This is a genomic window from Chryseobacterium sp. WG14 (assembly GCF_024586945.1).
Lineage (GTDB): Bacteria > Bacteroidota > Bacteroidia > Flavobacteriales > Weeksellaceae > Chryseobacterium.
In genome coordinates, this window is record NZ_JALCZD010000001.1 from 73,683 (window position 1) to 95,201 (window position 21,519).

The following is a 21,519-nucleotide window of genomic DNA, read 5'->3' on the forward strand; positions in this document are numbered from 1 at the left end:
TAGTATGGAAGCGTCTTATTTTAGATATCTATTACAATTCAAACGCCCGAGTGGAACATCTCGCGGCGTTTTGCTTGATAAGGAAACCTTTATTCTTGAGATTTCAGAAAATGGAAAAAAAGGAGTAGGAGAATGTGCCATTTTCAGAGGGCTGAGTTTTGATGACCGGCCGGATTATGAAGAAAAACTGAAATGGCTTTGTGAGAATATTGAAAAGAATTTTGCTGATCTAAAAGAAGAGCTGAAAGATTTTCCGTCAATATGGTTTGGTTACGAGCAGGCGGTTTTGAACCTGAAGTATGGTGGCCGTCTTTATTTTCCCAGTGAATTTACTGAAGGGAAATCTGCTATTACCATCAACGGTTTAATCTGGATGGGGGAGATCGGCTATATGGAAGAACAGATTGAAGAGAAACTGGAAAAAGGCTTTCATTGCATCAAACTGAAAATCGGTGTCCACTGGAAAGAAGAATATATTATTCTTCAAAAGCTTAGAGAAAAATTCTCCGGCGATCAGTTGGAACTGCGTGTAGATGCCAATGGAGGGTTTAATAAAGAAGAAGCGATGGGTGTTTTGCAGCAACTGGCAGATCTGGATATTCACTCTATTGAACAACCCATTAAAGCCGGAAATTGGTACGATATGAAAGAATTATGTTCAAAAACACCTACACCAATTGCATTGGATGAAGAACTGATAGGAATAATTAATCCTGATAAAAAGAAACTTCTGTTAGAAACAATAAAGCCACAATACATTATTTTGAAACCTGCTTTAGTGGGAGGTTTCTCCGGTTCTGACGAGTGGATTTCCCTTGCTGAAGAACAAAATATAGGTTGGTGGATTACTTCTGCGCTGGAAAGTAATATCGGGCTGAATGCCATTGCTCAATATACAGTGACCAAAAAAAATCCAATGCCTCAAGGATTGGGCACCGGATCTTTATTTGTTAATAATTTTGAATCAAGCCTTGATCTCAGAAATGAGTTGCTGTGGTTCAAAACTGAAGAGAAAATTAATTAAGACAGGTAGGATTGTCCCAGTGATCATAATCCCATTCTCTGCAGCATCTGTTTTTTGGATCCCAATTGTTACATCCTATAGGGATTGGGGGAGGATTACCGCCATTCATGGCTTTTAACTCACTCTTACTCAATTTCTTCATGTTGCTTTGTTGATTTTTCATAATTGATAGGTTATGGTTTGGTCAATAAATATCGAATTTTTTTTCCAGCTGGACAACATTATGAGTGTATGTTTTTGGTATTGTGTGAATTGTTAATGTGGTGAATAATGATTATTGTGGGTTTTCCAGAAGACAGAGATATGCGGAAGTGCTTACCTGAATAAAATATTCTTTTTCAATACGAAATATCTGAAGGAATATTTATCTTTCATAAAATATAGACATGAAAATAAACCCCTACAGTAGATTATAGGAGCCTGATATACTTTTAATTCTGTTTTAATGATAAAGTAATTTTAGGTTCGAATATTCTGTTTTTTTTCGAGTTATTTTTTCTGTTAAATCACATCTTTTACGAAAATCGCTTTCTTAATATACTGAAATATATAAGAAAATTTACTTTTAATTCTTTTCATAATAAAAAAATTGTAATTCTCTAGAGTATGAATTGGCAATCTTTATGCCATTTTCTCAATTTTCAGTAACTTTAACTTATTGTCTTTTTTATAATATTTTTTTAATTTATTGTTAAGAAATAATTGTGAAAACATTTTCGTTATCCATTGTTCTGTTCGTGATAAGGGTTCTGTCTATTCCGTACAGATTTTGAAAAATATCTCTCTGAACCTGCGAGCTGGAAAGGTATCCCCAATGTTTTCCCACCTCAAATTTGAAACTGTTTAAAAGATCATCTTTAACGAAAGTACAGTCGATAACAGACACAATATCTTTAAAGCGTTCAATATCACTGGGTCCATTTTTTCCAAGCCGTGGAGTAAGGATGTTTTTGGTAAATTGGGAAAGTCCCAAAATGACATCCTGTCTGTTTAAATAGATGGAAATGCGGTTTGCAAGAAGAGGAAGTTTATTGAAGGAATCCTCGGAGTCTTCAAATACTTTGTACGTAACATCTGCGTTAAGTAAAATAACCTGGTCAATAACCCTTAAAATATTTTCTTTTTTCAAACTATACAGCATGCTTTGAAGAACCCGGTTTCCCAAAGAATGAGTCATCATATGGATTCTTTGGTTGCATGGGATAAGATCCCGATTGGAAAAAATATCTTTTAGAAACTGGGTGTAAAAGTAAAAGAGTCTTAATAATGAAGTTCCGGAGTTGATGCTTGCCGCCTTATCATCAAAATAAGTCAAGGGAACAATGCTGCTTGAGGCCGGCCAGCTTACAAATAAAATATGTTCAACAGGAGATTCAGGATGATCAATAAACAGCTTTTTAAGATCAAGTATAGCCTTTAATTCATCATCAAAATCATAGGCATATCCATGGATAAATATAAGGACATCGCTCCGGTCTTTGGTGGAAGACATGTTTTTGTATAGCTCATAGAACATTCTCTGGGTGCCACCAAGATTATTAGCTGTTAAAGAAGATTTTTTAATCCCTTTTTCACTGAGCAAAACCTCTAAAACCTCTTCATATCCCTGTTTTTCGGGTTCCGAAAACAGTTTGTAGTTGATAATGTTTCTGTTCTTGTAATCTTTCTTCTTTTTGGCCGGTGCAGTAGGTTCTTTATAACCCTCAAAATCACATTTGGCAATTCTGAAATTGGGAATTGAATATTCTTCATTGGAAAAAGAGTCTACGCTTTCACCCTTATGACGTACAATTTTTCGATTGCTTAAGATATAAACAGCCATGATAATCAGGTTTGTAACTTTCTCTAAGATACAGAAAAATACTGAATTATCAGCCATTGTACTTTTTAATTATGACTTTCGTAAGCCCCAAATTTTCCGTAACTTTGTGCAACTTTTTTTGCTAAAAACAAAAGCTAATTTAATGGAAGAAGAAAAAAAATCACTCAATTTTATTGAGCAAATTATAGAAGATGATTTGGCAAACGGACTGAAAAGAGATCAGATTCGTTTCCGTTTTCCCCCTGAACCGAATGGATATCTGCATGTAGGCCACACAAAGGCGATCTGCATCAATTTTGGCTTGGGAGAAAAATACAATGCACCTGTAAACCTTCGTTTTGACGATACCAATCCTGAGAAAGAAGAGCAGGAATTCGTAGATTCAATCAAGAAAGATGTGGAATGGCTAGGTTTCAAATGGGACAAAGAATTGTATGCATCAGATTACTTCCAGCAGCTTTATGAATGGGCAGTACAACTGATTAAAGAAGGAAAGGCTTATGTAGATGAGCAGCCATCTGAAGTGATTACCGAACAGAGAAAAAATCCTACGGAACCAGGTGTGGAATCGCCATTCAGAAACCGTCCGGTTGAAGAATCATTGGATCTATTCGAAAGAATGAGAAACGGTGAGTTCGAGGAAGGAACAATGTCGCTTCGTGCAAAAATTGATATGGTTTCCCCCAATATGAATATGCGTGATCCTGTGATGTACAGAATTCTGAAAAGACCGCACCACAGAACAGGAACTGCCTGGAAGATCTATCCGATGTACGACTGGGCACATGGGGAATCGGATTATTTGGAACAAGTTTCACACTCTCTATGTTCATTGGAATTCGAAAACCACAGACCTCTTTACAACTGGTATCTGGAGCAGGTATCTGATGAAACTAAAGTAGCTCCCAAGCAGAGAGAATTTGCAAGGATGAATGTTTCCTATATGATCACTTCCAAAAGAAAGCTGCAAAGACTTGTAGCCGAAGGAGCGGTGACAGGATGGGATGATCCTAGAATGCCTACTATTTCAGGGATGAGAAGAAAAGGATACACGCCGGCGTCTATCAGAAACTTTATTGATAAAGTGGGAGTTGCCAAAAGAGAAAACCTGATTGAAATCCAGTTACTTGACTTCTGTGTGCGTGAAGATCTTAATAAAGTAGCTAAACGTGTAATGGCAGTAGTAGATCCTGTTAAATTAGTGATCGAAAACTATCCTGAAGACAAGGAAGAATGGTTGGAAACTGAAAATAATCCTGAACAGGAAAATGCAGGAACCAGAGAAGTTCCTTTTTCAAGAAAACTATACATCGAACGTGAGGATTTCAAGGAAGAGGCTAATAATAAATTCTTCAGACTGAAGTTAGGTGGAGAAGTTCGTTTAAAGTCTGCTTATATCATTAAAGCAGAAAGAGTGGAGAAGGATGAAAATGGAGAGATTACTACCATCTATGCTTCTTACGATGAAAAGAGTAAATCCGGAAGCGGAACGGAAGAAAGCTTAAGAAAAGTAAAGGGAACATTACACTGGGTATCTGCGAAACACGCGATCCCTGTAGAGGTAAGGGTTTACAACCAATTATTTACCGTGGAGCAGCCGGATGCTGAAAAAGATGTTGACTTCCTGAATTTCATTAACCCTGATTCGGTAAGTACTATTCAAGGTTTTGCTGAACCAAGCCTGAAAGAAGTTGCCGTAGGTGAACCCCTTCAGTTCCAGAGAATCGGGTACTTTACCAAAGACCAGGATTCTACGGACGCTGCGTTGGTTTTCAACCGTACAGTAACTCTAAAAGATTCTTATAAGCCTGAATAATTTCAGGATGATCATACATAAAAGCAGGACCTCACTGAAGTCCTGCTTTTCGTTTTTTATAACTGGAGCCTTAAGATAACATTACCCTTTTACTCCTTTGATCCAATCCTGGAATTTACCTACCTGTTCCATAAAGAAAGATTCATGTTCTTCTTTTTCTTCAGGACGGTTGACCAGAATATGTTCAAAATAGCTTCCTTTCAGTATTTTTCTTAAAATACCTTCTCCTAAGAATGGTTTATAATCATTAAGAGCCTGGGTAGCTTTCAGTAAATGTCTGATGTCATATTGTAATGGATTGATGTCCGGAACCTGCTTGTTGAGGTTCAGAAGTTTGTATACTGCTATTCTGGCTGTTCTTACTGAACTTTCCATAGTAAATACTACATCATTGTTGGTTTCCACAAACTGTCCTACCAACCCTAGATTGGTACAGCCTTCGGGAACAACTCTCGGACGATCACCCTGAGCTCTTGGCATAAACATAGAGGTAATATAAGGCATAAATGCAGTACGAACAATGGTATTTTCTATAACATTATCAAGCTGGTCTGTCATTCCCAAGTGGTGACATAATTCTGCAAGGATTTCATTTCCGGTACATTGAGGCATTGTTTTTTTTATGTAATTACCTTCTTTATCCATCAGTAGGGCATATACCCATACAACGAGGATGTCATCCGGCTGAGTAGGGAAGTGTGGCTGTCTGTTGCAGGTAAAGCTCATCACCCAATTAGAGTCGGTGATAGTGATAATCCCTCCTGTAGCTGTTCTTCCGGAATAAGGATCATTCACGCACAGTTCTTTCAGTTTCTCTGTGAAAGCAGAAGGCCGGCAGGTTAATGTAGCAGATTCCCACGAAGATTTTTCAATATGACTGCAGAATTTTTCAGGCTTACCAAATACTTCAGATTTGGCAGCGAGATTTTTCCACAGTTTCCATCCCGCACTTTGTCCTGCACTGCTGTTGTCTATCGTAACTTCCGGGACCGTATTATTATCTGCATAGAAGGTGCTTTCAGTCATTGAGCCTGTAGTAACAATCACATAATCCTCTTTACCAACGGGTATTTTTACTTCTTCGCCATTTTGCTCGGTGATAATCCCTTCCACTGTTTTTCCTTCCGTATTGATATGGATATCAAGGTCTTTTACTAATGTATTAAACTGAATCTGTACTCCTTTCTCAACAAGGAAATTTTTAAGAGGAGTTACATACGTGTCATATTGGTTGTATTTAGGGAATACAAGACATGAGAAGTCTTTCATTCCGTCAATGGCATGCAGGAATCTGTGCATATACAGTTTCAGTTCCAGTAAGCTGTGCCAGTTCTCAAAAGCAAACATAGAACGCCAGAAAAACCAGAAATTACTGTTAAGAAAAGATTCAGCGAAATAATCTTCAATAGTCAGATCATCAAGCTCTTCTTTTTTCTTCAATAAAAGTTTAACAATTGCCAGCTGGTCTTTTTTCTCAAGTCCGAATTTACTGAAATCCTGGATCTGCCCCTGGTTATGAATCAGTCTTGCTTTAGAATAATTAGGGTCATTGTCGTTAATAAGGCGGTATTCATCCAATACACTGTATGGATCGGGTAATTCCAATGCCGGAATATCCTGGAACATATCCCATAGATTTTCATAGGTCATATCCATTTCACGTCCTCCACGGATGATATAGCCGTCTTTTGCGTTTCCTGCTCCATCCAGAGAGCCTCCTTCTACATTGAGTTGATCAAGGAAAATAATGTTTTTACCCGGAACACGGCCATCACGGATGAAATAATAAGCGGCAGACATTCCCGCAATTCCGCTTCCTACAATATAGATTTTAGTGTTTTCATAAGATTGTGAAGGAATTCCTTTATTACGTTGATAATTTCCGATCTGGTCAGAAAAAGGCATCGTTTTTTCAGGAGTGTTAATCTGAACTTCTTTACTTGAATCCGGTTCGTGGTTTACTTTTCCAAACTGCTCAGAAGCATTTAAAACTTTTTCGAATTTTGAATTGATCGTACTCATTTTTTGTTTGTTTTTAATTAACATGTTAAAGGTACTTCTATTCAAAAAGCAGCACATATCCCCAATGTCGGAATTGTCATCCCCAAATTCTTATGACTGGATATTTTCTTTTGTCCGATACTCTGAAGGAGAAAAAGAAGTGTGTTTTTTAAAAAAACGGCTGAAAGCTGATGCCGAATTAAACTGAAGCTCAAAAGCTATTTCTGAGATCGTGATATCGGGATTTCCCAGCATGACATAAGCCTCTTTCAGTAAAGTCTCATCAATGACTTCATGAGGGGTTTTTCCACTGGCTTTTTTAATAATCTCTATAAGGTGTTTATTAGAAATACAAAGCTCCTCGGCATAAAACTGAACGGTTCTCTGCTGTCTGATATTTTCCCGGATCAGTTTACTGAATTTCAGGAAAAGGTCTTTTTTTCCGTCCTCTTTCTGAGAAACTGTATTGATTTCTTTTTCTATGATTTCTGCAGTTTCAAGCAGTAAGTTAAAAATAATTGTCCTGATAATCTCTTCTGTGAATTTGCCTTGTTTTCTGGATTTCTTTTTAAGGTAATCCAGCAGGTTTTGTAATTGCAGAGAATTTTTTTCTGTTGTTTTTATAATGCTGTAGGAACCCTTAGAGAAGAGATTCATTTTCTCAATAATGAAAGGGTTAGATATGTTTTTGATGAGAAAATTCTTATCAAAAAATAAGAGCTTCATCATAAAATCTTCACTGGTTTCCAGAAATCTTACAATGGTAGAAGGAGCGGCTATAAATAAACTGTGGGTGGTTACTTTATATTTTTTACTGTCTATTTCAATACTTATTTCTCCAGCCGTACAAATACATAGGGCATAATAATCCATCCTGAACGGTGCTTTTGGAAAATTGAAAATAGGATTTCCTGAAGATATATAATAAGACTGGCGGCAATCAATCCTGTAAAAAGAAAGGGTATCATGTAAATTTTCGTAGGCTACCATGTGACGGATTGCTTAGGTTTCTATTGTTTTTCAGATATTCCGAATGGAATCTGCTCTTACTGCAATTTACAAATTTATATAAATTTTTTACGCTTTGTATATCAAAAATATTCACTATTGATCATATTATAGAAGAAATCTTACTATAAGGAAACGCGATGTTGGCCTTTTAAAACTGAATAAATTCTTGAGTAAGACTAAAACTTCATGCTTCCATTTTTTTAACAGTAATAACATTAGTATTTTTGCAGCAAATTAGTCACATGCAAAATTATTTAGAATTCAATTTCAAAATTTCTCCATTGCAACCCTGGAATGAGATATTAATGGCAGAGCTTATTGAGATAGGTTTTGACAGCTTTACAGAAGAGATTCACGGAATTTTAGGATATATTCAGACAGATCTGTTTCATGAAGAGCAGCTTAAGGCCCTTCCTATTTTTGAAAATGAAAATGTAAAGATTGAGTACTCTTTTGAGGAAATGCCTAATATCAACTGGAATGAAGAATGGGAAAAGAATTTCTCTCCTATCAATATCGATGATAAAGTATTAATCAGAGCAGAATTTCATGAGTCTGTACCGGGAATGCATGAAATTATTATTCAGCCTAAAATGTCTTTCGGAACAGGGCATCACCCTACCACACACCTGATGATCCAGCAGATGATGGAGCTTGACCTTAGTGGAAAGAAAGTATTGGATATGGGGTGTGGGACTTCTGTATTGGCTATCTATGCAAAACAACAGGGGGCCGGAGATACCAAAGCCATTGATATTGACGAATGGTCTGTAGAAAACTCAAAAGAAAACGCTGTAAGAAATGGCGTTGAACTGGATATTGAACTGGGAACAGCCGAAAACTTAGGAAAAGAAAATTTTGATGTTATTTTAGCAAATATCAACAGAAATATTCTGATTTCAGATATTCCAACCTATGTTTCTGTGTTGAATGAAGGCGGAAAACTATTGCTTTCGGGGCTTTGCTTCTTTGATGTAGATGATATTCTTGAAGTATGTAAAGAAAGCGGTCTTGAGCTGAAAAAGCAAATACAACGCGAAGAGTGGGTAAGCTTGCTGTTAGAAAAATAAAAAAACAAATACAGATATGAAAACTTTATGGACCGCTTTATTATTACTGATACTGCCGTTTTTTTCAGCACAGGAAAATGAAGCGTATGCTGATGGGGTTTTTGGTTTTGAAGAGAATAAAAGCCAAAAGATTTTTACGGATTGGACAAGGATCAGAAAAGAACCTAATGTTCAGGCACCGGTTGTAGACTCATTGCAGGCTAATCAACAGGTATTAATCCTTAAAAAAGAAGAAGCCATATTAAGATTAGGGGAAAGAGGTGCTAATTGGTACAAGATCTCTTATCAGAAGGGAGATATGACTTCTGAAGGATATGTTTGGGGAGGTAACCTTTGTATAGGATACCGTAATAAAAACGGATATGATTTCCTTTTCGGGCTTTCAAAAACCATAGACAGAAAAAACAAAGAGATTAATACTATAGAGAAACAGAATATTGCAGGAATCAAAGTGATGGAGGGTAATATGCTTGTAGATGAGGTCTATTTTGATACCGGAAGTGGAGAGGAGCTGAGCTATGCTACTTTCAATATTGAAAGCAGTCATAAACTGCAGAATGTAGCGCTTACTTTAAAGGCATTGGTTTCTGGTGAAGCCTGTGGTATTGCTAGCTATGACCAATATGTTCTTTTTAAGGATAAAAAACTAATTGCCCTTCCACAGCTGATGAATGTAGGAGATGCAGATGTTTTTTACCATAGTGAGCAATATATTTTCCCTAATGATAAAGGTGGAATTCCTGATGCTTTTATTTTTAAAATGGAAGAAATGGAAAAAGATGATAAAGATCGGGAGAAGAAAAAACGCTCTTCCAAAACTTATCTTTGGAATGGAAGTTCCTATCGATTGAAATAACCTTTGACATGGGTCATTAAAAAATATAAGTCCTTGCTGTTTAAGTGAGGACTTTTTCTATGGCTGGATAAAGAAAAAATAGGATTGGAATCAGCCAATCCAGTTTCTTCTCTTCTTTTGATTATAAAGGAAGGGTAAAATCACACAGCTTCCATTTACCTGCAATTAAAACAATCATATGTATTAAAAATATAAACCACCACACTTTATTACTTTTGTTTAGGATAATGGCAGCTACTGAAGAAATAAAAGAAATGATAAAGCACAGTACCCCGATTATGATATCAATTCCAGTTACAAGACTGAAATAAGCAAGCAGTGTAATGCTCAGGCTTATTATCGAGATCATACCCAATAAGAAAGCTGTTTTATGTTGTTTTGACCGTTGCAAAGAAAGGTTATAAAGGTAATTTATTTAATCAACAAATAAATTAAGTATAAGAAAGCTTTATTCCAGTAAAATCCATTTTCAGTTAAAACTGATTCTTTTGGAGAAAGTAGTATTAACCAAGCCTTTATAATATAAGAGGTTCTGACATTTTTTATATGAATTTTATATCAGTAACTGAATTTTCTAAGAAATGGACTATCCCGGGTCAGGTTATAAACTTTGGGATAAGCAAATCGGGTTAAATCTAAAACCTCTTGTTTGGAGGGTATTCAGAGATCTATGCTGTATTAAATAAAATATGTGATTTTATATTTGATAATTCGAATGTTCTATCTTAAGAAAGCGAGAAAGGCAACTTTGTCGTTGAATAAGCGATATAAAAAGTTACTTTCATCAAAATCGATTTCTAATCGATTCATTCTTGACTCACTTAAAATCAAACATAATAAAAATATAACTTTGCGTCAGAGAAAAACTGTACTGATGTAAGTTTATGTTCCCTTTCACCAAAAAAACTTTTGCATCTGCTCCACTATTCCTCAAAGGACAGTAAAAGAAAGGATTGTTATATAAACAAAAAAGAACCCATAATTTCTTATGAGTTCTTTAGTGAGCGCGAAAGGATTCGAACCTTTGACCGTCTGCTTAGAAGGCAGATGCTCTATCCAGCTGAGCTACGCACCCTTGAGTTTAAAAAGTCGGGGCGGCAGGATTCGAACCTGCGACCTCCTGGTCCCAAACCAGGCGCGATGACCGGACTACGCTACGCCCCGATTGATGATCATCTTAAATTACCTTGTGATTGCAGTTGCAAAGATACAAAGCTTTTTTGTGAAATAAAAGAACCCGCCATTTTCTGTGAGTTCATTGTGAGCGCGAAAGGATTCGAACCTTTGACCGTCTGCTTAGAAGGCAGATGCTCTATCCAGCTGAGCTACGCACCCTTGAATTTAAAAAGTCGGGGCGGCAGGATTCGAACCTGCGACCTCCTGGTCCCAAACCAGGCGCGATGACCGGACTACGCTACGCCCCGATTGATAGTCATCTCTAACGAATTTTACTTCGTTTTTGCGGTTGCAAAGGTACAATACTTTATCAAATAAAAAAATAAAATGAAGGATAAATTTTTATTAATTTTCAGGTGTACTTTTTTATTTATTTTAGATTGCTAATAACCATTGAGTTATATGGACTGATAAAAATCTGCTTTTCTAATCTTTTTCTCTTTGCTGTATGTCTTAAACTACTTTTATCAATAGAAAAATGTCAATACAGTTAATAAGAAATTTTATAGAATATATAATCTTGTACTAGAAAAAGTAGGACTATCAATATTCCGAAATGTTCGTATTTCAGGACTAAATATCCAAACAGATACCTTACTATTCTAATCAATGATTTTAAATATCCTGATTCATTGCATATTGTAAAAAAAGATAAGATTAGATAATGAAAAATTTTAAAATACTCTTGAAGATACGATGAATTATAGGTTTTCAGAGTTCTTAATTGCTATCTTTAGCCCATGAAACGATTGATATTAGCATGCCTCTTTTTTCCACTGCTTGGTTTCTCCCAAAACAGTGGAAAAGTAATAAAAATTTCAGATGGAGATACCATTACTATTCTTTTAAAAGGAAACCTGCAAAAAAAACTTCGGCTTGCTGAAGTTGACTGTCCGGAGAAAGGACAGCCGTTCGGTAAAAATGCAAGACAATTCACCTCAGATCAGGTGTTTGGTAAGACTGTTAATTTTGTGGAAACCAATACCGACCGGTATGGACGTTCTATTGCAAAAGTATACTATGATAACGGTAAATACCTTTCAAAAGAGCTTATAAAGGCAGGTTTCGGATGGTGGTATTTCTCCTATTCAAAAGATACTGCTTTGGGAGAGCTGCAGGATACTGCACAGCGTAAAAAAGTTGGTCTTTGGCAGGATAACCGTGCTGTGGCTCCCTGGGAATATAGAAAAATGAAACGGGAAGAATCTAAAAATAGAAAATATGAAGCTTCCAAAACTAAAATAAAAATAAAAGAAGCTGCCTGATAGTAATAAAAACAGCCTTAGAATCATGAATTCTAAGGCTGTTTTATGAAATGTAAATTTATGTTCAATGCAATATATCTAGACCATATGGAGCTTTATCCCGCTATCCACTCATACTCCTCACGCCTCCGCTGAAAAAGCCTGGCTTGTTGCGGGGTAACCGTTTCTATCGGGGCTAGGGTAGAGGTACGGATAGCAAAGGATCAATGATAAAATACCTGAAATATGATCCGGAATTAAAATCACATCACTCCATGCATTTTCTATTTTCTTGGTATCTCAATAGTCATGAGAAATTGTAGAGGCTTTTGTCTTAATAATATTCAAATTCTCTTACTACTTTCTGTTGTAACGTTCCATGGTCATCAACTAATTCTTCATAAACAGAATTGGCGTATGGGTCGAGCTTTACATTTTTATAAATAATCTTAAATGTTTTATGATTAATTAAATCTTCAAAAAGCATTTCATTTTTTACTGAATTGATATAAGTATAAGAAATGGTGTTATTAACAGGTCTGCCATTAAAATTCCCGGTTTCTTCTGTTTTTATAAGGCGGTTATTTTTGTCAAAATAAAATAGTTTGTTAAGCGATGTACTGTCAACATTAAAATTTGAAACTCTCTTATATAAAGAATCAGAAATTTTTTCAAAATAGCCCTTACCTTCTATCTTCTTATTTTCAGGATTGATAGTTTCGAAATAGCGTTTAGCTTTACCCTGTGATTTATATTGTGTAATATCACTTATAAACCTTTTATCAGGGAATTCGCTTTTGGCTAAATTAAAAGATTCAATTTTTGTCAGAAAGCCGTCTTTGTCAAAATAAGAAATGCTTTTATCAATATTTTGATTTGAAAAAGTGATGATCTCTGTAATTTTTTTGGGATGGCCTGAATAGTTAGAAAATTTCAGATCATTGATGGTTGATTTTTCCTGACAGCTTACAAGGGTATATAATAAAATAAATAAATAGCTAAGTTGTATTTTCATATTCTAAGCGTTATAGTGTTCTCAAATTTTGCCAGCTCTCAAATATAAGCAAGTCTTCCTGATAAAAAGAAAAATGAACTTTGAAATTACAGCAACATACTTTTGTTACTTCTGGACATGGCTAAGTTTGTAGTGAGTACAAAAAGGAATATTCTCAAGTGCTTTTATAGCTGACCCAAATGCAAACAGATTATAAAAAAGATAAAAGTAAAAGTGTTACGGATTAACGGTTAATTGAATAATTAATAAAGATGCCGTATAAAAATTCTAAATATTTATTGATTCAAAGAAAAAAATTCCATTTTTTACGTTTTCAACTTATAAATTGCTTTTTGTTTATAAATAATTTATTAAAAAATTACTTTAATTGAAAAATAAATAATAATTTATCATAAATCTTTGAAAATAGTATATATATTTATTCTCTAAAAATATTTATAGTATTATGAAAAATTTAAAACTTATTATTGCAGCAGTAGGGATATTTTCTATTTCCTCCTGTACCAATTCTTCTGAACAAAGTAATTTAGCTGATATCCCGGATTCCTCTAAGCAGTATGCATTAGGTGCAAAATTTGTTGATTCAAAAACATATGAGTCTTTTCAGAAAGTGGATGTTAATGCTTTGGCAATGAAATACCTTGGGAAAAGTGCCACTTCAGTACAAGCTGCTTTACCATCTAGTTTTACTATTGCGGGTTCTGCAATTGGCGATCAGGGTAGTGAGGGATCATGTGTTGCCTGGGCAACAGCTTATGCAGCAGCAAGTGCTTTGGAATATAACTTTAAAGGTGTTACAGAACCTAGAAGTCCCGAATATGTGTATAATCAGATTAAAATAGGTGATTGTTCAGGTGGAACTTATGTTAGCTATGGATTAGACTTAATAAAAAATCAAGGGGTATGCAGTTGGTCAGAAATGCCTTATACAGATGCGGAATGTTCAACACAGCCTAATGCTACACAAAAACAGGCAGCAAGTGCACATAAATTCACGACTTGGGCTACTGTAAACAAAACTGATTTAACTAATATAAAAACATTACTAAGCATGAAGCTTCCGATAATCATAGGAATAACTGTGGATCAAAGTTTCTATAATATGTCTTCTACAGGATGGGTTTGGAAATCACATTCTGGGAAAGTGTATGGTGGACATGCAATTTGTGTGATAGGGTATGATGACGCTAAACAAGCCTTTAAAGTACAGAATTCTTGGGGTTCATCTTGGGGAAGTAATGGTTATTTTTGGATTGACTATTCCTTTTTTGCAAAAACAACTAAAGGTGCTATTAATGAATCTTATGTAGCATATGTACAATAATAAGAATAAATAATATGGCCTGAATTCGGGTCAGGTATCATTTAAAATGGATGACCGTCATTGCTTGTTAAGTTTAATGACGGTTTTTTTATAAAACAGTTGGTGGCTGGTTTCCAAAATGTTCACCATAAAGATATTATACTTTTACACCAGTCTGTTTTATCTGGCATTGGTTTCTAGTTCGTTGTTTACTAAAAAGGCTGCATCTGCAGCCTTTTTAGAATGTACAATAATTGTTGGTTTTGAATGTACAATAATTGTTAGATTTGGATGTTGGATTTGGTATCTATCCACAGGCAGTTAAAAAAAGAAAATAAAAGGACGAAAGATTGCGAAATGACTGACATATTTGAAAATTATCTATCCTCAACAGGAGGACTGTCTGCCGGGGAAATCAACTTTTCTGCACAGTTCTTCAAACCGGTCCGCTTAAAAAAAGGTGATTTTTTTATTCGTGAGGATGAATCCTGCCGTCATATTGGATTTATCGCCAGTGGCGCTGTAAAAGCATATGCTGTCGACAAAGAAGGAAAGGAAAATATAACCTGCTTCAAGTTTGAAAATGAATTTGTCACCTCGTTTTCGGAGTTTGTGGCACAGGAAAAATCCAGAAGGAGTATCAGGACTATAGAAGACAGCATAATCTACAGGATAAACTACCCGGACTATCAGCATCTGCTTGGCCAGGTGACCGCTTGGAACGGAGTGATAAAGTCGGTGATGGAACAGGAGTATACCCAAAAGGAACATTATCTGCTAAATTACAATAATAAGTCCGCTGTGGATAAATACCGTCATGTCTTGTCTAGCGAATCGATGCTCGTTCAGCGCATAGCGACACAGGATCTGGCATCATACCTGGGCATCACACAGCGATCGCTTACACGGGCAAAAGGACAAATACACAGACCTGATCTGTTTTAGGACAAATGTCCTTATGTAATCCTGATCAGTGATGTAGATTTGCACGAAAAAATATGTTACATCAAATTGCTCCCGAAGTGTTTCAGGTTTCACTGATGCCACGAAACAGTATCAACTGCTATATTATCGAAGGGGTCTTGGTAGACTCCGGAATACGGAGTTCGTATACTACTATCAAGAAAGCGCTCCGGAAAATTCCCGTTTATCAACATATACTGACGCATGCGCATGCAGACCATCAGGGCTGTAGCGATCAGATATGCGCTGAGTTCGTCATACCCTTACTCTGTCATCCCGACGAAGTTTTTAGGACCGAAACCGGTATGGTAACCAACGACTATCCAACTCCGCAGCATTGGGTAGCAAAGCTTCAACAAAAGTATTGGGCAGGTCAGGGGCATAAAGTCGAACAGACAATCGTGGAAAACGATAGCATCGGGAACTTTCGGGTAATAGAGACACCCGGACATTCGGCAGGTCATATTTCTTTATTCCGTGAGCGAGATGGTATACTGATAATCGGAGATGTAGCGACAAATATGAACCTGCTCACGACAGCGGTTGGTCTGCGGCTTCCGCCAAACATATTCACCTCAGATCAGCAGCTCAACATCAAATCGCTTCAGAAGTTAGCAAAACTGAACCCTGCAATTATCTGCTTCGGTCACGGACCGGTCATGCGAAATACAGATCGGAAATTTGAGCAGTTTGTGGCCAAATGCAGCGCGGCTATTTAAAAATAGTCGTGCTGTAATTACGGGAATAATATGTAAAGCGAGCCAAAAATGAATCGATTAGAAATCGATTTTGATGAAGCTAACTTTTTATATCGCTTATTCAGCGACAAAGTCCCTTTCTTTGCTTTTCTTAAAAATAGAACATCCGAATGATTATTCCTTTGCGTGAAATAAAAGGTTATTTCCATCCTATTTTCAAGTCAAATATAAAAATCACATATTTTATACATAGATTTTTGAATGTCATCTAAACAAGAAGTTTAGATTTAACCCAATTTGCTTAGTCCCCAAGTTTATAACCTGATCCATTTTTCTAAGGTTTGAGAATAAAGTATGCAACAGAGTAGCACATGAAGCTAATATAAAATAAAAAACTCACAATAAAAATTGTGAGTTCGTTGTGAGCGCGAAAGGATTCGAACCTTTGACCGTCTGCTTAGAAGGCAGATGCTCTATCCAGCTGAGCTACGCACCCTTAAAAGTTGTTTTTGCTTATCGAATAAGCTTCATTAAAAAGTCGGGGCGGCAGGATTCGAACCTGCGACCTCCTGGTCCCAAACCAGGCGCGATGACCGGACTACGCTACGCCCCGAGATATATAGAATGCGGAGGGTAAGGGATTCGAACCCTTGCGACACTTTCGCGTCGACAGTTTAGCAAACTGCTCCATTAACCACTCTGGCAACCCTCCTTTTTGTTTATTTTTTAATGATCGTTGTTCCGTTATTGCGAGTGCAAATATAGAATAGATTTCTTTATTTACCAAATAAAATTCAAGAAAAATTTATGTATTTTTGAGGTAATAAATCATTAAAAAACTGAACAAATGCGTAAGACATTATATATCATCGGATTAAGCACTTTTGTTTTTTCATGTACTTCTCAGCAAAATGTGAAAAAAAATACTTACAAACCGAAAACCCCCGTATCACAGCCTAAACCGGTCGTTAAAACAGCAAGTCCGGAAGCTCCAAAACCAAAAATTGTTTCAGACCGTGGAATAGAATTTTTCACTACCAATATAGCAGACCCGGCAAAAAATGATAATACGGCAAGTTATGGTTCAATTGTTTCTGCAAAACCAGCCGGATATAAAGTGGTAAAGACTTATTTTCCTGCTATTGCACAAAACTTCAGACAGCGTTATTTAATATTACATTATACAGCACTTCCGGATGATAAATCGATTACAGTACTTACCCAGCAGGCTGTGAGCGCCCATTATCTGGTAAACAATACCGGAGATAATGAGATCTATCAGCTTGTAGATGAAAACAAACGTTCTTATCATGCGGGAGTAAGCGCATGGAGAAATGATAAAAATCTTAACGATACTTCCATAGGAATAGAGATTGTAAATGCCGGATATACTACAGATGCAACCGGGAAAAGAATATTTGCAACGTTCAGTGATGAGCAGGTGAGAAAAGTAGCTGCTTTGGCAAAAGATATTGTAACCAGATATCAGATTCCGGCAACCAATGTTCTGGCTCATTCGGATATTGCCCCTACCAGAAAACAGGATCCCGGCCCAATGTTTCCATGGAAGAAGCTATATGATGAGTATCAGCTGGGAATGTGGTATGATGAAACGGCAAAACAGAATTTCTTTACTATCGCACAGGCAGATTTTGCAACAAGATATATTGATTCATCTTTTATTTTTCAGACACAGACTGCATTGCAGAAATTTGGGTATGCTTTAGATCTTAGCGGAAAATGGGATGATGCAACCAAGAAAACCATTGAAGCCTTCCAGTACCATTACCGTCCTCAAAATTATGACGGAATTATGGATGCCGAAACATGGTCTATACTGCAGGCGTTAATTCAAAAATATCCTGTAAAATAAAGTCAAATTAAAACGCATCGGTTAGATGCGTTTTTGCTATCTTTAAACCATCAAAAACAGTAAAATATCTGTAATGGAAAATTTCAGGAAAGAGAGCGATCTGTTAGGGGAACTTAATGTACCTTTAGACGCTTATTATGGGGTTCAGACACAAAGAGCAATCAACAATTTTAAAATTTCAGGACAGCTTTTGTCTTCATACCCGGATTTTATTAAAGGCTTAGCTTTTGTAAAAAAAGCAGCTGCAAAAACCAACTATGAATTGGGGCTGCTTGAAGAAAGCCTGTATTTTAAAATAGCAGAAGCTTGTGACGAAATCGTAGATGGAAAATATCACGATCAGTTTCCGGTAGATATGATCCAGGGCGGAGCAGGAACTTCAATCAATATGAATGCGAATGAAGTAATTGCCAATATCGTGTTGGAAAAATTAGGAAAAAACAAAGGAGAATATGAATTCTGCTCTCCAAATGATCATATCAACCTTTCTCAATCCACCAATGATGCCTATCCTACTGCTATTAAAATGGGATTATTGCACATGAATATCGGGTTGGTAGAAAGGCTTGAGAAAATTGTGGCGGCTTTCCGTGCTAAAGGAGTAGAATTCCAGGATGTCATCAAAATGGGACGTACCCAGCTTCAGGATGCTGTACCCATGACATTGGGACAGGAATTTGAAGCCTATGCAGCTACACTGGAAGAAGATATCTCTAAATTGAATAATAACGCCAGCCTTTTTGTAGAGGTAAATATGGGGGCCACAGCCATTGGGACAGGATTAAATGCTCCGGTAGGCTATGCAATCCTTTGTGCTAAGAATCTGGCCCAAATCACCGGGTTCCCGATTATTTCGGCACCGGATCTTGTAGAAGCTACACCGGATACGGGTTCTTATGTGATTTATTCATCAGCAACAAAACGCCTTGCCGTAAAATTATCAAAAATATGTAACGATTTGAGATTGCTTTCCTCAGGACCAAGAGCTGGCCTTTTTGAAATCAACCTTCCTCCAATGCAGCCGGGATCATCCATTATGCCAGGTAAAGTAAATCCGGTAATTCCGGAAGTAGTGAACCAGGTATGTTTTAAAGTATTTGGAAATGATCTTACAGTAACGTTTGCTGCAGAAGCAGGGCAATTACAGCTTAACGTAATGGAGCCGGTACTTTCTCATGCAATCATGGAAAATATCAATTTCCTTTGCAATGCTCTGGATACCCTTCGTGATAAATGTGTAGTAGGAATTACTGCCAATAAAGAAGTGTGCCTGAATATGGTAAAACACAGTATTGGTATTGTAACAGCACTTAACCCTTATATCGGTTACAAGCAGTCTACAGAGATTGCTAAAGAAGCATTATCCTCCGGAAAAAGCGTTTATAATCTTGTTTTGGAGAAAGGAATTCTTTCTCAGGAAAAATTAGATGAAATTCTGGATCCTAAAAATATGCTGAAACCGCATAACAAATAATATCAATCAATAGGTGATAAATGATGGCGATTGTTTTACATCATTTATCACTTATTATTCATCATTTATAAAATAGTAGTGAGGTTTTTAATCATCATTCCTGCCCATAACGAAGAAAATAATCTTTCATTTACTTTAGATTCTTTACAGCAGCAAAGCAGTAAAGATTTTAGAGCCGTTGTGGTTAATGACGGTTCCACAGACCGTACTGCTGAGGTTATCCGGAAATATACCGAGACTGATTCCCGTTTTGAAACCATTAGCCTTCAGAAATCTGAGCATCAGCCGGGCTCTAAAGTTGTTCATGCTTTTAAAAACGGTTTGCAGAAACAGCCTATAGATGATTTTGATATCATCTGTAAATTTGATGCCGATATCATTCTCCCTGAAAATTATCTGGAAACACTAGAAAAAGCTTTTGCCGGTAATCCTGCCTATGGATTGGTAGGCGGTTTGCTGTATGTGGAGAAAGACGGACACTGGGTATACGAAGGAAACTCCAATAAAAATCATGTAAGAGGTCCAATGAAGGCCTACAGGAAGGCCTGTTTTATTCAGATCGGAGGCTTAAGGGAAACATTAGGCTGGGATAATATAGATGCTATACTCCTTGAGAGCCTTGGATGGAAGGAAGTTGTTCTTCCGGAACTTCAGGTAAAGCTTATTAAAGTGAAAGGAGCTGACTATACCATACGGCCTGCCGATTACTATGGCAAATATTTTTATTTTCTGGGTTTAAACAGGTTTCTGGCCTATATTGCCTCTTCCAAAGAAGCGATGAAAAGTAAATCGCCATCATTTTTCTTTGATATTATTTCATCGTACGAAAGCTGCAGAGCAAAGAAAATGGAACTGAAGATCACAAAAGAAGAACAGAAGGCAGTAAATGACCAACGTTGGAAAATGCTGAAGAAAAAATGGCTTAACATGTAAGTTGAAAGATATATTCAGTAGAAACAGGCATTAGCCATTTAATAAAAAGAAAAGTCATCCGGCTTTAGTCAAGACATAAAAAGATCACCGATAATCCATGAAAAAAATTGCCTATATAGAAATAGACACCCACGCAGAAATAGCACAGTCTTTCATAGATATCATGAGGGATACTAAGGATTTTACCATAGATTATTATTTTTCAAAAAAAATTAAGGACCGGATCAGCAAAAATGAAGAAGCTGTATTTCTGTCAGACAGCTCCATGATCTTAGACCAATTAAAGGAAAAAGGATACGATCTGATTATTATTGGAACGGTTCACCGTTTTTTTAATACATTTTTAGCCATAACAAAGAAATATAATACGGCGGTTATTGCCCATAATCTCAATTTTACCAAAGCCTCAAAGCTGGATCTGGTAAAAAGTGTCTTTAAAAAAGATGTGATGTACAGACTCAAATTATGGATGAAAGAAGGGTTGTTATATTCTTCTAAAGTATACCAGGCTTCAGGAGCACTTTTGGTTTTAGACGAGGCTATGAGTTCAGAAAAATATCAGTTTTTACCTCTTTTTTATACAAAGAATGGTCATGCTGCTGAAAACAAGGATAGGGTAGTGGTTATTCCCGGTGGTGTATCGCAGAAAAGGAGAGATTACCACTATATTTTTAAAACACTTAAAAATGCTAAGACCGATAAACCCTGTGAATTTGTATTTCTTGGAAAAGCAACAGGAAGCGAATTAAAAGATTTAGAAAGACTGTCGCAAAAATTACCGGATAATATCCGCATTACTTATTTTTCAGAAAGAGTTTCTGCTGAAGATTTTGAAAAATGGATGCAGAAAGCAGATGTTCTTTGGTGTCCTATTCAGGAACAAACGGAGTTCTTCAGTTTGAAAGAGACTTATGGGGTCACAAAAATGACCGGTAATCTCGGTGATGCTGTGGCATACGGAAAATGGGCTGTTTTCCCTGCCAGATACCCATCAAAACTAGACTTTATCATTCCTGAAAAAGGAAATATTCTGGAACAGCTGAATGAGCTTTCCCATCTTCATTTTAATTTTCAGAAGCACTATAGCAAAATAGAAATTCAGAAAAAAACAGAACAAATTTTATTCAGGCTTATTTCCAAATAATCTGGTCTGATTACAATATTTACCTATAAAAAGAAGCTCTGACTTATGTTAGAGCTTCTTTTTGTTGGGGTATTTTGGTTTTTCACAACAGGGTGT

17 protein-coding genes and 7 tRNA genes are annotated in these 21,519 nt (G+C 36.5%); 12 read left to right on the top strand and 12 right to left on the bottom strand.

Going from position 1 to position 21,519, the window contains the following annotated elements; genetic code table 11:
• Nucleotides 1-4: 4 nt before the first annotated feature.
• Entirely contained in the window at nucleotides 5-1,024 is a 1,020-nt protein-coding gene (locus MP478_RS00245) for an o-succinylbenzoate synthase (protein WP_257199230.1), read from the top strand.
• On the opposite strand, the gene MP478_RS00250 is transcribed toward MP478_RS00245, so the two are convergent.
• Both MP478_RS00250 and MP478_RS00255 read right to left on the bottom strand, forming a co-directional pair.
• Nucleotides 1,017-1,187 (bottom strand): hypothetical protein, encoded by a 171-nt coding sequence (locus MP478_RS00250; protein ID WP_257190710.1) that lies wholly within the window; start codon nucleotides 1,185-1,187, stop codon nucleotides 1,017-1,019. The two genes, MP478_RS00245 and MP478_RS00250, sit on opposite strands and share 8 nt — an antisense overlap.
• 528 nt (nucleotides 1,188-1,715) lie before the next feature.
• Nucleotides 1,716-2,903, bottom strand: coding sequence for an alpha/beta hydrolase (locus MP478_RS00255; RefSeq protein WP_257199231.1), 1,188 nt, complete (start codon nucleotides 2,901-2,903; stop codon nucleotides 1,716-1,718).
• Between the two features lie 85 nt (nucleotides 2,904-2,988).
• Here MP478_RS00255 and MP478_RS00260 point away from each other — a divergent pair, with 85 nt between their 5' ends.
• Entirely contained in the window at nucleotides 2,989-4,662 is a 1,674-nt protein-coding gene (locus MP478_RS00260; RefSeq protein ID WP_257199232.1) for a glutamine--tRNA ligase/YqeY domain fusion protein, read from the top strand.
• Between the two features lie 81 nt (nucleotides 4,663-4,743).
• Here the strand turns inward: MP478_RS00260 and MP478_RS00265 are convergent, their stop codons facing one another.
• Nucleotides 4,744-6,684, bottom strand: a complete 1,941-nt coding sequence (locus MP478_RS00265; RefSeq protein WP_257199233.1) for an oleate hydratase — start codon at nucleotides 6,682-6,684, stop codon at nucleotides 4,744-4,746.
• Between the two features lie 90 nt (nucleotides 6,685-6,774).
• Entirely contained in the window at nucleotides 6,775-7,653 is an 879-nt protein-coding gene (locus MP478_RS00270) for an AraC family transcriptional regulator (protein WP_257190706.1), read from the bottom strand.
• A 263-nt stretch (nucleotides 7,654-7,916) separates the two neighbouring features.
• On the opposite strand from MP478_RS00270, the gene prmA reads away from it, so the two are divergent.
• On the top strand, nucleotides 7,917-8,744 hold the full coding sequence (prmA, locus tag MP478_RS00275; RefSeq protein WP_257190705.1) for a 50S ribosomal protein L11 methyltransferase: 828 nt from the start codon (nucleotides 7,917-7,919) through the stop codon (nucleotides 8,742-8,744).
• 16 nt (nucleotides 8,745-8,760) lie between these two features.
• Nucleotides 8,761-9,600, top strand: coding sequence for an SH3 domain-containing protein (locus MP478_RS00280; protein ID WP_257190704.1), 840 nt, complete (start codon nucleotides 8,761-8,763; stop codon nucleotides 9,598-9,600).
• Between the two features lie 1,001 nt (nucleotides 9,601-10,601).
• Here the strand turns inward: MP478_RS00280 and MP478_RS00285 are convergent.
• From MP478_RS00285 to MP478_RS00300, 4 genes are all read right to left on the bottom strand, one after another.
• Nucleotides 10,602-10,675, bottom strand: a tRNA-Arg gene (locus MP478_RS00285).
• Nucleotides 10,676-10,689: 14 nt separating this feature from the next.
• Nucleotides 10,690-10,764: transfer RNA gene (locus MP478_RS00290), tRNA-Pro, on the bottom strand.
• A gap of 97 nt (nucleotides 10,765-10,861) precedes the next feature.
• Nucleotides 10,862-10,935: transfer RNA gene (locus MP478_RS00295), tRNA-Arg, on the bottom strand.
• A 14-nt stretch (nucleotides 10,936-10,949) separates the two neighbouring features.
• Nucleotides 10,950-11,024: transfer RNA gene (locus tag MP478_RS00300), tRNA-Pro, on the bottom strand.
• A gap of 492 nt (nucleotides 11,025-11,516) precedes the next feature.
• On the opposite strand from MP478_RS00300, the gene MP478_RS00305 reads away from it, so the two are divergent.
• Entirely contained in the window at nucleotides 11,517-12,041 is a 525-nt protein-coding gene (locus MP478_RS00305; protein ID WP_230036979.1) for a thermonuclease family protein, read from the top strand.
• Between the two features lie 313 nt (nucleotides 12,042-12,354).
• On the opposite strand, the gene MP478_RS00310 is transcribed toward MP478_RS00305, so the two are convergent.
• The gene (locus MP478_RS00310) at nucleotides 12,355-13,035 is read right to left on the bottom strand and encodes a hypothetical protein (RefSeq protein WP_257199234.1); all 681 of its coding nucleotides are present in this window, start codon (nucleotides 13,033-13,035) and stop codon (nucleotides 12,355-12,357) included.
• A gap of 445 nt (nucleotides 13,036-13,480) precedes the next feature.
• Between MP478_RS00310 and MP478_RS00315 the strand changes: the two genes are divergently transcribed.
• From MP478_RS00315 to MP478_RS00325, 3 genes are all read left to right on the top strand, one after another.
• Entirely contained in the window at nucleotides 13,481-14,359 is an 879-nt protein-coding gene (locus MP478_RS00315) for a C1 family peptidase (protein ID WP_257190702.1), read from the top strand.
• Between the two features lie 336 nt (nucleotides 14,360-14,695).
• Entirely contained in the window at nucleotides 14,696-15,283 is a 588-nt protein-coding gene (locus tag MP478_RS00320) for a Crp/Fnr family transcriptional regulator (protein WP_257199235.1), read from the top strand.
• A gap of 53 nt (nucleotides 15,284-15,336) precedes the next feature.
• The gene (locus tag MP478_RS00325) at nucleotides 15,337-16,020 is read left to right on the top strand and encodes an MBL fold metallo-hydrolase (protein ID WP_257199236.1); all 684 of its coding nucleotides are present in this window, start codon (nucleotides 15,337-15,339) and stop codon (nucleotides 16,018-16,020) included.
• 401 nt (nucleotides 16,021-16,421) lie between these two features.
• Here MP478_RS00325 and MP478_RS00330 read toward each other — a convergent pair.
• From MP478_RS00330 to MP478_RS00340, 3 genes are all read right to left on the bottom strand, one after another.
• Nucleotides 16,422-16,495, bottom strand: a tRNA-Arg gene (locus MP478_RS00330).
• Between the two features lie 42 nt (nucleotides 16,496-16,537).
• A tRNA-Pro gene (locus tag MP478_RS00335) sits at nucleotides 16,538-16,612 on the bottom strand.
• A gap of 14 nt (nucleotides 16,613-16,626) precedes the next feature.
• Nucleotides 16,627-16,711: transfer RNA gene (locus MP478_RS00340), tRNA-Ser, on the bottom strand.
• Nucleotides 16,712-16,846: 135 nt separating this feature from the next.
• Between MP478_RS00340 and MP478_RS00345 the strand changes: the two genes are divergently transcribed.
• The 4 genes from MP478_RS00345 to MP478_RS00360 all read left to right on the top strand — a co-directional run bounded on the left by MP478_RS00345 (nucleotide 16,847) and on the right by MP478_RS00360 (nucleotide 21,423).
• Nucleotides 16,847-17,872, top strand: coding sequence for an N-acetylmuramoyl-L-alanine amidase (locus tag MP478_RS00345; RefSeq protein WP_230036967.1), 1,026 nt, complete (start codon nucleotides 16,847-16,849; stop codon nucleotides 17,870-17,872).
• A 73-nt stretch (nucleotides 17,873-17,945) separates the two neighbouring features.
• A complete protein-coding gene (gene aspA, locus MP478_RS00350; protein ID WP_230036965.1) occupies nucleotides 17,946-19,346 on the top strand; it encodes an aspartate ammonia-lyase in 1,401 nt (466 codons plus the stop codon).
• Nucleotides 19,347-19,376: 30 nt separating this feature from the next.
• Nucleotides 19,377-20,279 carry a glycosyltransferase family 2 protein gene (locus MP478_RS00355; protein ID WP_257199237.1) on the top strand — a complete coding sequence of 301 codons (903 nt, stop codon included), beginning with the start codon at nucleotides 19,377-19,379 and terminating at the stop codon, nucleotides 20,277-20,279.
• Nucleotides 20,280-20,376: 97 nt separating this feature from the next.
• Nucleotides 20,377-21,423 (top strand): hypothetical protein, encoded by a 1,047-nt coding sequence (locus MP478_RS00360; protein WP_257199238.1) that lies wholly within the window; start codon nucleotides 20,377-20,379, stop codon nucleotides 21,421-21,423.
• Nucleotides 21,424-21,519: the final 96 nt, after the last annotated feature.

Bases quoted from the DNA above. Each gene is read 5' to 3' on its own strand.
- MP478_RS00245 (WP_257199230.1), top strand. From the start codon at position 5: ATGGAAGCGTCTTATTTTAGATATCTATTACAATTCAAACGCCCGAGT.
- MP478_RS00250 (WP_257190710.1), bottom strand. From the start codon at position 1,187: ATGAAAAATCAACAAAGCAACATGAAGAAATTGAGTAAGAGTGAGTTA.
- MP478_RS00255 (WP_257199231.1), bottom strand. From the start codon at position 2,903: ATGGCTGATAATTCAGTATTTTTCTGTATCTTAGAGAAAGTTACAAAC.
- MP478_RS00260 (WP_257199232.1), top strand. From the start codon at position 2,989: ATGGAAGAAGAAAAAAAATCACTCAATTTTATTGAGCAAATTATAGAA.
- MP478_RS00265 (WP_257199233.1), bottom strand. From the start codon at position 6,684: ATGAGTACGATCAATTCAAAATTCGAAAAAGTTTTAAATGCTTCTGAG.
- MP478_RS00270 (WP_257190706.1), bottom strand. From the start codon at position 7,653: ATGGTAGCCTACGAAAATTTACATGATACCCTTTCTTTTTACAGGATT.
- prmA (WP_257190705.1), top strand. From the start codon at position 7,917: ATGCAAAATTATTTAGAATTCAATTTCAAAATTTCTCCATTGCAACCC.
- MP478_RS00280 (WP_257190704.1), top strand. From the start codon at position 8,761: ATGAAAACTTTATGGACCGCTTTATTATTACTGATACTGCCGTTTTTT.
- MP478_RS00305 (WP_230036979.1), top strand. From the start codon at position 11,517: ATGAAACGATTGATATTAGCATGCCTCTTTTTTCCACTGCTTGGTTTC.
- MP478_RS00310 (WP_257199234.1), bottom strand. From the start codon at position 13,035: ATGAAAATACAACTTAGCTATTTATTTATTTTATTATATACCCTTGTA.
- MP478_RS00315 (WP_257190702.1), top strand. From the start codon at position 13,481: ATGAAAAATTTAAAACTTATTATTGCAGCAGTAGGGATATTTTCTATT.
- MP478_RS00320 (WP_257199235.1), top strand. From the start codon at position 14,696: ATGACTGACATATTTGAAAATTATCTATCCTCAACAGGAGGACTGTCT.
- MP478_RS00325 (WP_257199236.1), top strand. From the start codon at position 15,337: ATGTTACATCAAATTGCTCCCGAAGTGTTTCAGGTTTCACTGATGCCA.
- MP478_RS00345 (WP_230036967.1), top strand. From the start codon at position 16,847: ATGCGTAAGACATTATATATCATCGGATTAAGCACTTTTGTTTTTTCA.
- aspA (WP_230036965.1), top strand. From the start codon at position 17,946: ATGGAAAATTTCAGGAAAGAGAGCGATCTGTTAGGGGAACTTAATGTA.
- MP478_RS00360 (WP_257199238.1), top strand. From the start codon at position 20,377: ATGAAAAAAATTGCCTATATAGAAATAGACACCCACGCAGAAATAGCA.